General features: G+C 67.0%; 13 protein-coding genes. 6 read left to right on the top strand and 7 right to left on the bottom strand.

Annotated features, from left to right (window positions below; all coding sequences use genetic code 11):
* The first annotated feature begins 40 nt into the window (after positions 1-40).
* A complete protein-coding gene (locus tag ABE571_RS17080) occupies positions 41-859 on the top strand; it encodes a calcium-binding protein (RefSeq protein WP_313212957.1) in 819 nt (272 codons plus the stop codon).
* Between the two features lie 71 nt (positions 860-930).
* Here the strand turns inward: ABE571_RS17080 and ABE571_RS17085 are convergent, their stop codons facing one another.
* From ABE571_RS17085 to ABE571_RS17100, 4 genes are all read right to left on the bottom strand, one after another.
* On the bottom strand, positions 931-1,929 hold the full coding sequence (locus ABE571_RS17085) for a bile acid:sodium symporter family protein (protein ID WP_313212958.1): 999 nt from the start codon (positions 1,927-1,929) through the stop codon (positions 931-933).
* Positions 1,930-1,981: 52 nt separating this feature from the next.
* Positions 1,982-2,452: a sulfur transferase domain-containing protein gene (locus ABE571_RS17090; RefSeq protein ID WP_346466616.1), complete on the bottom strand. Its 471-nt coding sequence runs from the start codon at positions 2,450-2,452 to the stop codon at positions 1,982-1,984.
* Positions 2,453-2,526: 74 nt separating this feature from the next.
* Complete coding sequence (gene dnaG, locus ABE571_RS17095) at positions 2,527-4,257, bottom strand: DNA primase (RefSeq protein ID WP_346464577.1); 1,731 nt, start codon at positions 4,255-4,257, stop codon at positions 2,527-2,529.
* A gap of 63 nt (positions 4,258-4,320) precedes the next feature.
* Positions 4,321-5,244, bottom strand: coding sequence for a YihY/virulence factor BrkB family protein (locus tag ABE571_RS17100; RefSeq protein ID WP_313212962.1), 924 nt, complete (start codon positions 5,242-5,244; stop codon positions 4,321-4,323).
* Positions 5,245-5,382: 138 nt separating this feature from the next.
* Between ABE571_RS17100 and ABE571_RS17105 the strand changes: the two genes are divergently transcribed.
* Positions 5,383-6,318, top strand: a complete 936-nt coding sequence (locus ABE571_RS17105) for a hypothetical protein (RefSeq protein ID WP_313212964.1) — start codon at positions 5,383-5,385, stop codon at positions 6,316-6,318.
* A gap of 67 nt (positions 6,319-6,385) precedes the next feature.
* Here ABE571_RS17105 and ABE571_RS17110 read toward each other — a convergent pair whose 3' ends face one another.
* On the bottom strand, positions 6,386-6,832 hold the full coding sequence (locus tag ABE571_RS17110) for a GatB/YqeY domain-containing protein (RefSeq protein WP_313212965.1): 447 nt from the start codon (positions 6,830-6,832) through the stop codon (positions 6,386-6,388).
* A 136-nt stretch (positions 6,833-6,968) separates the two neighbouring features.
* On the bottom strand, positions 6,969-7,184 hold the full coding sequence (rpsU, locus tag ABE571_RS17115) for a 30S ribosomal protein S21 (RefSeq protein WP_002808376.1): 216 nt from the start codon (positions 7,182-7,184) through the stop codon (positions 6,969-6,971).
* 167 nt (positions 7,185-7,351) lie between these two features.
* Here rpsU and tsaD point away from each other — a divergent pair, with 167 nt between their 5' ends.
* Positions 7,352-8,377, top strand: a complete 1,026-nt coding sequence (gene tsaD / locus ABE571_RS17120; RefSeq protein WP_259262101.1) for a tRNA (adenosine(37)-N6)-threonylcarbamoyltransferase complex transferase subunit TsaD — start codon at positions 7,352-7,354, stop codon at positions 8,375-8,377.
* 22 nt (positions 8,378-8,399) lie between these two features.
* Here the strand turns inward: tsaD and ABE571_RS17125 are convergent, their stop codons facing one another.
* Positions 8,400-8,663, bottom strand: coding sequence for a hypothetical protein (locus tag ABE571_RS17125; RefSeq protein WP_346494256.1), 264 nt, complete (start codon positions 8,661-8,663; stop codon positions 8,400-8,402).
* A gap of 340 nt (positions 8,664-9,003) precedes the next feature.
* On the opposite strand from ABE571_RS17125, the gene folB reads away from it, so the two are divergent.
* From folB to ABE571_RS17140, 3 genes are all read left to right on the top strand, one after another.
* On the top strand, positions 9,004-9,372 hold the full coding sequence (gene folB, locus ABE571_RS17130) for a dihydroneopterin aldolase (RefSeq protein WP_088434566.1): 369 nt from the start codon (positions 9,004-9,006) through the stop codon (positions 9,370-9,372).
* 26 nt (positions 9,373-9,398) lie between these two features.
* Entirely contained in the window at positions 9,399-10,673 is a 1,275-nt protein-coding gene (locus tag ABE571_RS17135) for a mechanosensitive ion channel domain-containing protein (RefSeq protein ID WP_121042281.1), read from the top strand.
* Between the two features lie 137 nt (positions 10,674-10,810).
* Entirely contained in the window at positions 10,811-12,985 is a 2,175-nt protein-coding gene (locus ABE571_RS17140; protein ID WP_313220117.1) for a glycoside hydrolase family 3 N-terminal domain-containing protein, read from the top strand.
* The last annotated feature ends 87 nt before the right edge of the window (positions 12,986-13,072 follow it).

Genomic DNA, 13,072 nt, shown 5'->3' on the forward strand with positions numbered 1-13,072 from the left:
GCCACCGCCATTGCGTCAGTACCGAACAGGGAGTGACGGCATGAAGCGATGGCGCTGGATGGCAGGCGTGGTGATCGGGATGGCGTTGGGTGCGGCGAATGCCGCACCGGCAGCGTCCGCAGAGGACACGGCCGCGCAGATCATGCGGCAGGCAGGCGCAAGCCAACTCGTGGTCCTGGGCGAACTGCACGGTACGCGTGAGATGCCGCAGCTCGTGCAGGAACTGGTCCAGGCCTATGTCGCGCAGGGCACCCCCGTGCACCTTGGGCTGGAACTGCCGGCCACCGAGAACGCCCGGCTGGCCACCTATCTGGCCTCCAACGGTGACGCCGCAGCACGCCAGGCGGTGCGCACCACCTCCTACTGGCGCACCGCCGGTAAGCCGCACGACGGCCGTCGCAATGAAGACACGCTGTCGCTGATCGAGGCGGTGCGGGTCCTGCGCGTGCAGGGCCACGATGTACAGGTCGTTGGGTTCGACCAGGTGCTGCCGGCGGCACAGGCCGGTACCGGCGCGCGTGATGCGGCGATGGCCGATGCACTGCGCGCGCACCACGCAACGTTGCCTTCCGATGGGCGGCTGCTGGTACTTACCGGGAATGTGCATGCCATGCGCACTCAGCCGGAGGGGCTGCCGTGGCCGCCGATGACCGCCTTGCTGCTCGATCTCCAACCCTACGCGGTGCGGGTCGATGCGCGCAGCGGCGAGGCGTGGGGCTGCACACAGCATCGGCAATGCGGCGCGCGATCACTGCCGGCATACACCGGGCCTTCGCCGCTGCAGAGAACGGGCTCGGACCGGTCATACGATCTGCAGATCTGGCTACCGCGCTTCAGCGTGGCGCGGTGGGTGGAATAGCCGCTTGCGATTGGGGATGTTCAGCTATGCCGCGTAGGGCGAGGCTCTACGCGGCAGGAGGTCGAGCGCGCTCAACTACCTCCGTCACCCGTCGCCGGCTCCACCGGATCACGCGCATACCGCTGCGCGATCATCGCGCAGACGATCAACTGGATCTGGTGGTAGATCATGATCGGCAGCACGATCGCACCGAGACTGCCGCCGGCGAACAGGACCTTGGCGATCGGCACGCCGGTGGCCAGGCTCTTCTTCGAGCCGCAGAACAGGATGGTGATCTCGTCTTCGCGGTTGAAGCCCAGCCGGCGCGCGATGAAGCGGATCAGCGGCATCGCGATGCCGAGCAGCACGGCTGCCACCACCGCCACGCTGAGCAGCGACAACAGCGGCGTCTTGCTCCACAGCCCCTCACTGACGGCTTCGCCGAAGGCGGAGTAGACCACCAGCAGGATCGTGCCCTGGTCGGTATAGCGCAGCAGCGCGCGCTGCTTCTCTACCCAGCGGGCGATCCACGGGCGCAGCAGATGGCCGGCCACGAACGGCACCAGCAGCTGCAGCATGATGCTGACGATGGCTTGGCCGGGGTTGTGCATGCCGCCTTCGGTGCCGGCCAGCAGGGCCAGCAGCAGCGGGGTCAGGAAGACGCCGAGGATGCTCGACAGCGAGGCGCTGCACACGGCCGCCGGGACGTTGCCACGGGCAATCGAGGTGAACGCGATCGAGGACTGCACAGTGGACGGCAGCGCGCACAGGAACAGCACGCCGATGTACAGCTCGGGCGTGAGCAGCCAGCCATCCAGCGGTTTGAACATCAGGCCCAGCAGCGGGAACATCACGAAGGTGCAGGCCAGGATGGTCAGGTGCAGGCGCCAGTGCAGCAGGCCGGCGACGATCGACTCCCGTGGCAGGCGCGCGCCGTGCAGGAAGAACAGCGCGGCAATGGCGACGTCGGTGACATCGTCGAGCACCATCGCGGCGGCGCCATGCATCGGCAGGAAGGACGCCAGCAGCACGGTGCAGAGCAGGGCGAGGGTGAAGTTGTCCGGTCGCAGGCGCGACCACCAGCGGGTCATGGTGGGCAGGCTCCTGTAGAGCAGGGAAGTAAGCGGGGGAAGAAGAGCAGGGTCAACGCGCGGCGTCCTGCTCCAGCAGGGCACGGGTCGGTGCTTCCAGCGAGGTCATGCCGGCCTCGCGGCCGAACTGCAGGGCCTGGTCCACCGAGGCACCGTCACGCGCCTCCAGCAGTGCCAGCAGCGCACCGGCGCGATTGCCGGAGGCGCAGTGCAGCAGCACCGGGCCCTGGCTCTGTGCCAGCGCGGTACGCAGGGCCTGCGCATTGGCGTCGGTCAGGCCGGCGGCACCGGCGACCGGGATGCGCACATAGCGCAGCCCCAGGCGTTCGGCCGCGGCGGTTTCATCGAAGCCGCGCGCTTCGTCAGGCTGGCGCAGGTCGATCACGGTGGTGATCCCGGCCGCGGCCGCTTGCTGCAGCTCGGCAGCGCTGGGCTGCCCGGCGGTGTACAACTCCGGCCGTGGCTGTGCGAAGGGCAGTTCCGCCGCCCAGGTGGGCAGGCACGGCGCGAACAGCGCGGCCATGACGCCAGCGCGGAGCCAGCGGAGGATCGATGCAGCGGGGTTCGCGAGGTGGGATGCCACGGCGGCTCCGTTGGTCAGAAGCGGAGGGTGCTGCGCGCCTTGAGCAGTTCGCGCAGCTCGTACTTGTCAGTATCGTCCAGACCCTGCTGGCTCTGCTTTGCCTGAAGCTCATCCAGACGTTGCATCAGCAGCTGTTTTTCCAGCTGGGCCACTGCGTCATGCAGTTCCTGGGTCCACATCGCCTCATCACCAGGCAGGGTCTGCGCGGCCAGCTTGTGCAGCGATTCCTGTTCCTCGCGGCCTTCGAAGTGCTCCAGCAGCGCGCCGGTGCTGATGTCCGGGCGCTGCTCGACCAGGGTCAGCAGTTCGGTCAGCAGTTCGATGCCGGGCAGGCGCAGGCCGGTGAAGTGATGGCCTTCCAGGGTCATCGCCAGCGAGGGCTGCTGCAGCAGGATCGCGATGGCCGCGCGCACCAGGCTGCGGCGCTGTGCCGGTGCCACCGCGCGCTGCGGTTGGCGTGAGGGCTGCGCGGACGCACTGGGCTTGGCGCCCAAGCCGGTCAGCGTGGTCAGCTGCTGCTTCATCAGGTCGCCGAAGGCGCCATCGGGAATCTGCGCCAGCATCGGCTTGGCCCGTTCGGCCAGGCGTGCCTTGCCGTCGAGCGTGCCCATGTTGACCTCACGGGTGAGCTCGTCGAAGAAGAACTGCGACAGCGGCGTGGCCTGCTGCAGCCGGGCATCGAAGCCCTCGCGGCCTTCCTTGCGCACGATGGTGTCCGGGTCTTCGCCATCGGGCAGGAACAGGAAGAAGGCCTGGCGGCCGTCCTTCATGCGCGGCAGCACCGACTCCAGCGCGCGCCAGCCGGCGCGACGGCCGGCGGCATCGCCATCGAAGCAGAAGAACACGTCCGGCGCGTTGCGGAACAGCAGCTCGGCGTGGTCCGGCGTGGTCGCCGTGCCCAGGGTCGCCACCGCCTGGGTGACGCCGAACTGGAACAGCGAGACCACGTCCATGTAGCCCTCGACCACGATCAGCCGCTCGATCTTCTGGTTGGCCTGGCGCACCTGCCACAGGCCGTACAGCTCGCGGCCCTTGTGGAACAGCGCGGTCTCGGGCGAGTTGAGGTACTTCGGGCCGTCGTCTTTCTCCATCACCCGGCCGCCGTAAGCGATCACGCGCCCGCGGCGGTCGAAGATCGGGAACATGACCCGATCGCGGAACTTGTCGTAGACGTGGCCGCGGTCGTTCTTGGAAAACAGGCCGGCGCGGTCGAGCAGCTTCATGCGCCGCTCGTCCTTGCCCAGTGCATCCTTCAACGCGCTGTAGCCGTCCGGTGCGTAACCGATGGCGAAGCGCTCGCGGTTCTCCTCATCGACGCCGCGCTGGTCCAGGTAGGCGCGTGCCTTGTCGCTGCCTTTCAGCGCGGTCTGGAAGAAGCGCGTGGCCGCGTCCAGCGCCGAGTACAGATCGCGGCTGTCGTCCTGCTGCTGGGCGGTGCGCGGCTGGGTATCGCGCGGCACTTCCATGCCCACGCGCTTGGCCAGCTCATCGACCGCGTCGAGAAACTCGAGGCGGTCGTAATTCATCAGGAAGCTGATCGCCGTGCCATGCGCGCCGCAGCCGAAGCAGTGATAGAACTGCTTGGTCGGTGAGACCGTGAACGAGGCCGAGCGCTCGTCATGGAAGGGGCAGCGCGCGGCGTATTCCTTGCCCTGGCGCTTCAGCGGCACGCGACTGCCCACCACCTCGACGATGTCGGAGCGGGCCAGCAGGTCGTCGATGAATGCGTCGGGGATACGGGCCATGGGCAGCAGGCGGGGGCATGGCCGGTCACGGCCACGCGCGGAAGCGGGGGTACCGCTAGTCTACTAGCTGCCGGCCGGTTCGCCCGGTTTCGGTGGCTCCACCCCAGCCTCGGCGAGCACGGCATGGGCGCGCAGGCGCTCATCGATCACCGAGGTCATCAGTGCACCGACGAAGAACACCACCGTGGCGTAGTAGATCCACACCAGCGAGATCACCAGGGCGCCCATCGAGCCATACGCGCTGCCCGGTGCGACGGTGGCGATGTACAGGCCGATGCCATAGCGGCCCAGTGCGAACAGGGCCGAGGTGATCGCACCGCCGATGAAGGCCTGGCGCCACGCCACGCGGCGGTCGGGCAGGTAGTGGTAAAGGAAGGCGAAGCCCACGGTGTACAGCGCCAGGCTGGTCAGATAGCCGATCGCCGGCAGCACCGAGGGCAGGTGCGCGAACACGACCTGCAGCATCGTGGTGGCGGTCATCGAGAGGATCAGCAGGAAGCCCAGCGCCAGCACCACGCCGAACGAAAACACCCGCTTGCGCAACCAGGCCACGATGCCATCCAGGCGCTCGCCGCTGGTGTTGAAGATCAGGTTCAGGGCGTTCTGCAGCTGGGCGAACACCGCCGTGGCACCAATGAACAGCAGCAGGGTGCTCCATACGCCGGCCAGCGTGCCGATGTCCGGCTGGTTGTTGGCGTTGCTGAGCACGGTCTCCGCCACCGAGGCGGCGCTGGTGCCGGCCACATCATTGATCTGGCCCAGCAACGCCTGCTGCGCCGGGGGGTACAGCGAGGCGGTCAGCCACAACAGCAGCACCAGCAGCGGCGCCATCGAGAGCAGGGCGTAGAAGGCCAGCGCAGCGGCCTGGGTCATCACGTCCGCATCGATGAAGCGGCGCAGCAGCACGGCGGGGAAGCTCTGCTCCAGCCGCGCCATGTGCTTGCGGATCCTGGAGAGGGAGTGGCTCGGCGGGTGCATGGACGGCATCAGGTCGGAAGCGAGGCCCCCGTTCTAGCAAATCGACGGATTGCACCGGGTGAAGTGGTCCGGTCACGTCAGGATCTTGACGGATATCGCGCTATCCTTTTGCCCGGTTTTCCACCTTCACAGCAGAAAGGACGCTTCATGAAAGGAATGGTCTACACGACGATGGCGCTGTTGGCGGCCGCAGGTCCGGCGATGGCTTCCGGGGCCTGCGACAAGGCTTTCAAGACGGTAGGGGATGCGCGCAACGGTGCGCTGTACATGGCCGATGTCACGGTGCCGGGCCTGAAGGTGCAGAGCGCACTGGACCAGCTGCGCAAGATCGGCGGCGATGACAAGTTCGAAGTCGCCGGGCAGCTGGTGGAGGGCGATACCGGCGACCAGTACCTGATCCAGCGCACAGGGCTGCGCGTCCCGTTGGTCCTGGTGGGCACCGCCGATCGCACCGGTCGCGTGACCCTGGCGACCAAGCTGGCCCGCGGTCAGTCGGTCGAGCCGGCGGCGGCCAAGCAGTCCATGTGCGGAATGCTGGACAAGCTCAAGGCGGGCAGCCAGGGCGACGCGGTCGCCGCCGCGGGGCGCACCCAGTACCCGATGCCGGCCGTCGAGGCGGTGGCAGCGCCGGATCTGTCCAAGATGATGGGCAAGGAAGTCAAAGACACGATGGCGTTGTACCGCAGTGCCGGTGCCTTCAAGGATCTGATGCTGGGGACCAACACGAACAAGGAAGACAAGGGCGATCGCTCGGCCACGTTCCTGCCGCTGTACGCGAAGTACGTGGGGCGGCGCTATCAGATCGACGGCCAGATCTATACGGTCAACTCCAACCGGTATTCGACCAAGCCCGGTGACATCGGCTCGATCAATTACCTGGTCACGCCGACCCGCGGCCTGCTGCGCGTCCGCCAGAACGACACCTTCAACAACAACAACTACACCATCCGCTGTGAATTCGCGTCGGATCAGGCCGCCAACTTCACCATGCTGCGCGAGCGCGACTGGGCCAAGCTGGAAGGCGAGATCAGTTCGATCGAGGAAAGCTCGATGACGCTGCGCAACTGCCGTCAGGCCTCGTAACAACGCACCTGCTGAAACGGAAAAGGCCCGCGAGAGCGGGCCTTTTCACTGCGGCGTGGCGGCGGGATCAGCCGGCCAGCTGCTGCTTGACCAGCTTGGACACCAGGCCCATGTCGGCCTGACCGGCCAGGCGTGGCTTGAGCGCACCCATCAGCTTGCCGATGTCGGCCGGGGTGGCCGCGCCGGTTTCGGCGATGGCGGCCTGGATCGCAGCCACGATCTCGGCCTCGCCCAGCTTGGCCGGCAGGTACTGGTCGATCACCACGATTTCCTCGCGCTCGATCACGGCCAGGTCTTCGCGGTTGGCGGCTTCGAACTGGGTGACCGAGTCCTTGCGCTGCTTGACCATCTTTTCCAGCACGGCGAGCACGGCGGCGTCGTCCAGCTCGATGCGCTCGTCGACTTCGCGCTGCTTGATCGCGGCGTTCATCAGGCGGATCACGCCCAGGCGGTGCTTCTCGCCGGCCTTCATGGCGGCCTTCATGTCATCGGTGAGCTGCTGCTTCAGGCTCATGGGAACACCTCGTGTCGGTGGAAAAGGAAAGCGGAGCGCCGAAGCGCTGGAACGCAAAAAGCCGGTAACGCTCGCGCGTTCCGGCTTCGGCTCCGTCACGACAGGCCAAGGCCTGCCGTATCGAAGTTGCGTCCGATCAGTACAGGCGCTGACGCTTGGTAACGTCGCGCGACGAACGGCGCAGCTGACGCTTCACAGCAGCGGCAGCCTTACGCTTACGCTCCTGGGTCGGCTTTTCATAGAACTCGCGCTTGCGGGTTTCGGCCAGCACGCCGGCCTTTTCGCAGGTGCGCTTGAAGCGACGGAGCGCAAACTCGAAGGGCTCGTTCTCGCGGACTTTAACGCTGGGCATGGAATCTCCGGGACACAGTAGAACCGGGTCACGCCCGGTGAGAGCCGCACATTATAGCGGCGAGAAAAGAAGTTGCAACCCACCCCGGCGAACTTCTTGGCCACGGGTGATGCAGAGACAGGCCAGCGTACGTCTGCCGGGGCCTGAAGAGGTCCATAATACCCGTTATGCGAGTCCTTGGTATCGAATCTTCCTGCGATGAGACCGGCGTGGCGGTGTATGACACCTCCCTGTCCGGGATCGACGCCCTGCGCGCCCATGCGGTCTACAGCCAGATCGCCCTCCACGCTGAATACGGCGGGGTGGTGCCCGAGCTGGCCAGCCGTGACCACGTGCGCAAACTGCTGCCGCTGATCCGTCAGACCCTGGCCGAGGCCGACATGACCGTGGCCGACATCGACGGGGTGGCCTATACGGCCGGCCCCGGCCTGGTCGGCGCGCTGCTGGTGGGGGCGGGCGTGGCCCGTTCGCTGGCCTGGGCGCTGGAGGTGCCGGCGGTCGGTGTACATCATATGGAAGGCCACTTGCTGGCCCCGCTGATGGAAGACGACCCGCCGCAGGCGCCCTTCGTGGCCCTGCTGGTGTCCGGTGGGCATACCCAGCTGGTCGCCGTGGACCGGATCGGCCAGTACCGCCTGCTCGGCGAGACCCTGGACGACGCCGCCGGCGAGGCCTTCGACAAGACCGCCAAGCTGATGGGCCTGCCATACCCCGGTGGCCCACAGCTGGCCGCCCTGGCCGAGCGCGGCACGCCGGGCCGGTTCAAGTTCACCCGCCCGATGACCGATCGCCCCGGGCTGGATTTCAGCTTCTCCGGGTTGAAGACCCAGGTCCTGCTGGCCTGGCGCGACAGCGATCAGAGCGAGCAGACCCGCGCCGACATCGCGCGCGGCTTTGAAGATGCCGTGGTCGACACCCTGGCGATCAAGTGCGAACGCGCGCTGGATGCTGCGGGCACCGATGTGATCGTGGTGGCCGGCGGGGTAGGGGCCAACAAGCGCCTGCGCGCCAAGCTGCAGCAGATGGCCGCCCGCCGCGGTGGCCGCGCCTGCTTCCCGCGCCCGGCGCTGTGCACCGACAACGGCGCGATGATCGCCTTCGCCGGCGCGCTGCGTCTGGAAGCGGGCCAGCACACGCCGCCGCAGGTGCAGGTGACGCCGCGCTGGGACATGGCGACGCTGCCGGCGGTGTGAGGGTTGCGGCGGCGCTGCCGCATCACGTCGGCCGATCCACCAGAAGCTGAGTCACTGATTCATGGTCAGACATCCACTCCGCTGTGCGTCCGCACCGCCGTCCGATGACCCGCAGGATGGCGGCGAAGTCGTCGGCCAGGGCCCGGGCGAAAATTGGCTCGTGATGGGCGATGCGATTGCGTAATCGCCGGATCTGCTCCAGATCGTCATGGATCTGCGCACGGGTGAGATGCCAAGGCGTTGCACGTTGGCACCGGGCAGGACGGATGCCATGCAATGCGACCATAGCCGAGCATCAAAGCGCTGCGTGAATATCTTCTGCCAGAACACAAAGCCGAGTGCCGGAATGACGTCTGCCGCATCCCTGTTCAAGCGCAGGGTCACGCGCTGCAGCTCGTCTCATTTGGCGTAACCAATCATTGACTCCACTCGGCCCCGGACGTAGTTTTACCCCGCGCGCCACCGGGACTCGCGGATGGAACTCCCATCTCCGCCCGGGGACAAGAAGTAAGCAGAGGGCCCCGCGAGGGGCCCTTTGTCTTTCTCAGAGAGCCTCGTCACCCCGGTTCCCGGCACATTCCGGACAGCCCCGTTACCATGGTCGCCATCTTCCACGTGGCATGGCTATGGACAAGGTATTCATCGAAGGGCTCGAGATCGATGCCCTGATCGGGATCTACGATTGGGAACGGCGGATCCGCCAGACCCTGCGTTTCGATCTGGAAATGGGCTTCGACAACCGCCGCCCGGCGGCCAGCGACGACATCGCCGATACCCTCAATTACAAAGCCGTGAGCAAGCGCATCGAGCAGTTCGTGCGTGACTCGGATTACGGCCTGGTCGAAACCCTGGCCGAGCGCATCGCCGAGATCGTGCTGCGTGAATTCAACGTGCAATGGCTGCGCCTGAAGCTCAGCAAGCCCGGCGCGGTACGCGGCGCGCGCGCGGTCGGCGTGATCATCGAGCGCAGCGCGCAGGACCTGGCAACGCCCTGATACCCCTGATAGGAGAGCGATACACGATGTTGGATGCGGTAGTGGCAACCCGATGGCTGGACAGTGTCCAGCGGACCCTCGAACCCTGGCCCTGGGCCTACACCCTGCTGGTGCTGGCAGCGCTGGCCCTGGCGGCCTGGCTGGCCAACTTCGTCACCAAGAAGATCCTGCTGCGCGGCCTGCGCAAGCTGGTCAACCGCTTGCCTGGCCACAGCGCGGGCAATGAAGGCGGCAACAACCTGCGGGTGATCTCGCGGCTGTCCAACGTGGTGCCGAGCATGGTCATCGCCGCCGGCATCCGGATCGTGCCGGACCTCCCGCCGGAGCTGGTGGAGTTCGTGATCGGGGCGTGCCGGGCGTGGGCGGTGCTGACCGTGGCGCTGGCCGTCTCGCATGCGCTGGACGCCGCCAACGATCTGTACGAGCGCCGCCCGGATGCGCGCAACAAGCCGATCAAGGGCTACCTGCAGGTCGTGAAGATCATCGTCTTCGTGATCGCCGGCCTGTCGATCGTGGCGACCCTGCTGGGGGTGAAGCTCGGCCCGCTGGTCACCGGCCTCGGCGCAGCCACCGCCGTGCTGATGCTGATCTTCCAGGACACCATCCTGTCGCTGGTGGCCAGCGTGCAGATCAGCGGCGATGGCCGGGTGCGGCTGGGCGACTGGATCGAAATGCCCAGCCAGAACGCCGATGGCGACGTGATCGATATCGCCCTGCATACCATCACCGTGCAGAACTTCGACAAGACCATCACCACCATCCCGACCAAGAAGCTGGTGACCGAGTCGTTCAAGAACTGGCGCGGCATGCAGGAAGCGGGCGGGCGCCGGATCAAGCGCTCGTTGTATCTGGACCAGCACAGCGTCGGCTTCGTCGATGCGCCGATGCTGGCCGAGCTGGAGCAGTTCGCGGTGCTGGGCGATTACCTGCGCGGCAAGCAGGCCGAGCTGCAGCAGTACAACGCCGAACTCCAGGCCAAGGGCGTGGCGGCCGTCAATGCGCGCCGGGTCACCAACCTGGGTACCTTCCGGGCCTACGTGGAGCGCTACCTGCAGCACCATCCGGGCATCCATACGGAGATGACCCTGCTGGTACGGCAGCTGCAGCCCACGACCCAGGGCCTGCCGCTGGAGATCTACTGCTTCACGCGCAGCACGGCGTGGGGTGAGTACGAGGGGGTGCAGTCGGACGTGTTCGATCACCTGCTGGCGATCCTTCCGGCCTTCGGGCTGCGGGTTTTCCAGGAATCCAGCGACGCCATGTTGATGGCGGGGCAGCAGCGCCTGGCCGCCGCGGAGTAAGCTCCTGTGCCTCCGTCGCCGCCTGCGCGGCGGCGGGGGTCTCCCTCCGGGGAAGAAAAATGAACGCAAAAGTCATTCACAACGGCTTCGGGAACGCTAGAATCCCGGGCTTGTAAACGTTTTCATAAGGACAGCCGGTGGCCGCCGATCGTATCGAAACCCTCATTGCCCAGATGACCGTCGAAGAAAAAGTCGGCCAGCTGGGTGTGTTCGCCGACATGGTCCGCCCGTTCGCGCCGGATGTGAATCCGGAAGCCAACGTCAGCAACGCCGACCAGGTGCTGCAGCAGGTGCGCGAGGGCAAGGTGGGCTCGCTGTTCAATGGCGTCGGCGTGGAAGCCGGCCGCCGCATCCAGCAGGTCGCGCTGGAAGAAAGCCGCCTGAAGATCCCGGTGATCCTGGCTGCGGACGTGATCCATGGCATGCGCACCGTGTTCCCGATCCCGCTGGGCGAGGCCGCCAGCTTCGAGCCGGACCTGGCTGAGCGCACCGCCCGTGCCACCGCGGTGGAAGCCACCGCCGCCGGCCTGCACTGGACCTACGCACCGGCCGTGGATATCGCCCGCGACCAGCGCTGGGGCCGGGGTGCCGAAGGCGCCGGTGAAGACGTGGTGCTGGGCTGTGCGTTCGCCGCCGCCCGTGTGCGCGGCTTCCAGGGCCCGGACCTGCGTGCCGACGATGCCCTGCTGGCCACCCCGAAGCATTTCGCCGCCTACGGCGCGGTGATGGCCGGCATGGAATACAACATGGTCGACATCTCCCCGCAGACCCTGCGCGACGTCCACCTGCCGCCGTTCAAGGCCGCCTTCGAAGCCGGCGCCCTGACCGTGATGTCCTCCTTCAACGACATCAACGGCGTGCCGGCCAGCGCCAACGCCGAGCTGCTGACCGACATCCTGCGCGGGGAGTGGAACTTCCCGGGCGTGGTGATCTCCGATTACACCGCCGACATGGAGCTGGTCGCGCACGGCTACGCTGCCGATGACCGCGACGCGACCGCCAAGGCCTTCACCGCCGGCCTGGACCTGAGCATGCAGAGCGGCTTCTACGCCGAGCACCTGCCGGGCCTGATCGAGAGCGGCGAAGTGCCGATGGCCACGCTGGACGAATCGGTGCGCCGCATCCTGCGCCTGAAGGAGGCGATCGGGCTGTTCGACGATCCGTACCGCTCGCTGGATCTGGCGCGTGAAGCGGACACCTCGCACATCGCCGCGCATGACGAACTCTCGCGCGATGCCGCGCGCCGCTCGATCGTGCTGCTGAAGAACGCCGAGTCGGTGCTGCCGCTGAAGAAGGCCGGGCAGAAGATCGCGCTGATCGGGCCGTTCGTGCAGGACCGCGAGAACATCGAAGGCTGCTGGACGCTGTTCGGCGACAAGTCGCGCTACGTCACCCTGGAAGCCGGCGTCCGCGCGGCGATCAGCGATGAAGCGCTGCTGGAGATCGTGCCGGGCTGCGATCTGGAAGCGGCCGTGCAGGATGGCATCGAACAGGCCGTGGCCGCCGCGCTGCGTGCCGACGTGGTGGTGCTCGCCCTGGGCGAACCGCAGCGGTACAGCGGTGAAGCACAGTCGCGCGTGGAGATCACCCTGCCGCCCGCGCAGCAGGCATTGGCTGAAGCGGTGGCGATGACCGGCAAGCCGCTGGTGGTGCTGCTGCGCAACGGTCGCGCGCTGGCCCTGCAGGGCGCCGTGCGCAATGCGCATGCCGTGGCGATCACCTGGTACCTCGGCACCCAGACCGGGCACGCCGTGGCCGATGTGCTGTTCGGTGACTACAACCCGTCCGGCCGCCTGCCGGTCAGCTTCCCGCAGGTCTCCGGCCAGCAGCCGTACTTCTACAACCACGCGCGTACCGGTCGCCCGGAACTGCCGACCATGTCCGAGTTCAAGGCACGTTGGCGCGAGATTCCGAACGAGCCGGCGTACGCCTTCGGCCACGGCATCGGCTACACCACGTTCGCCTATGGCGTGCCGCAGCTGAGCAGCGCGCAGCTGGGCTGGGACGACACCCTGACCATCACCACGACGCTGACCAATACCGGTGCGGTGGCGGGTGAGGAAGTGGTGCAGCTGTACATCCACGATCGTGTGGCCAGCCGCGTGCGGCCGGTGCGCGAGCTGAAGGGCTTCGACAAGATCGCCCTGCAGCCGGGTGAGAGCACCGAGGTGCAGTTCACGCTGGACCGCCATGCGCTGGGCTTCACCGGTCGCGATGGCGTGTTCCGCGCCGAGCCGGGTCAGTTCGAGCTGTGGGTGTGCGCATCGTCGATCAGCGGCGAGCCGGTGATCTTCGAGCTGCTGGCTGCCTGAGGCGGCATCGCCTCACCGGTAGTGGGGGCCCCGGGGCCGCAACCCAAAACAAATTTAAGAAACCCCGGCGCGGCGGCAGCCACGCGC

The organism is Stenotrophomonas sp. TWI273, assembly GCF_039674765.1.
Lineage (GTDB): Bacteria > Pseudomonadota > Gammaproteobacteria > Xanthomonadales > Xanthomonadaceae > Stenotrophomonas.

Bases quoted from the DNA above. Each gene is read 5' to 3' on its own strand.
- folB (WP_088434566.1), top strand. From the start codon at position 9,004: ATGGACAAGGTATTCATCGAAGGGCTCGAGATCGATGCCCTGATCGGG.
- ABE571_RS17110 (WP_313212965.1), bottom strand. From the start codon at position 6,832: ATGAGCCTGAAGCAGCAGCTCACCGATGACATGAAGGCCGCCATGAAG.
- rpsU (WP_002808376.1), bottom strand. From the start codon at position 7,184: ATGCCCAGCGTTAAAGTCCGCGAGAACGAGCCCTTCGAGTTTGCGCTC.
- ABE571_RS17085 (WP_313212958.1), bottom strand. From the start codon at position 1,929: ATGACCCGCTGGTGGTCGCGCCTGCGACCGGACAACTTCACCCTCGCC.
- tsaD (WP_259262101.1), top strand. From the start codon at position 7,352: ATGCGAGTCCTTGGTATCGAATCTTCCTGCGATGAGACCGGCGTGGCG.
- ABE571_RS17135 (WP_121042281.1), top strand. From the start codon at position 9,399: ATGTTGGATGCGGTAGTGGCAACCCGATGGCTGGACAGTGTCCAGCGG.
- dnaG (WP_346464577.1), bottom strand. From the start codon at position 4,257: ATGGCCCGTATCCCCGACGCATTCATCGACGACCTGCTGGCCCGCTCC.
- ABE571_RS17090 (WP_346466616.1), bottom strand. From the start codon at position 2,452: ATGGCCGCGCTGTTCGCGCCGTGCCTGCCCACCTGGGCGGCGGAACTG.
- ABE571_RS17080 (WP_313212957.1), top strand. From the start codon at position 41: ATGAAGCGATGGCGCTGGATGGCAGGCGTGGTGATCGGGATGGCGTTG.
- ABE571_RS17105 (WP_313212964.1), top strand. From the start codon at position 5,383: ATGAAAGGAATGGTCTACACGACGATGGCGCTGTTGGCGGCCGCAGGT.
- ABE571_RS17100 (WP_313212962.1), bottom strand. From the start codon at position 5,244: ATGCCGTCCATGCACCCGCCGAGCCACTCCCTCTCCAGGATCCGCAAG.
- ABE571_RS17125 (WP_346494256.1), bottom strand. From the start codon at position 8,663: ATGGTCGCATTGCATGGCATCCGTCCTGCCCGGTGCCAACGTGCAACG.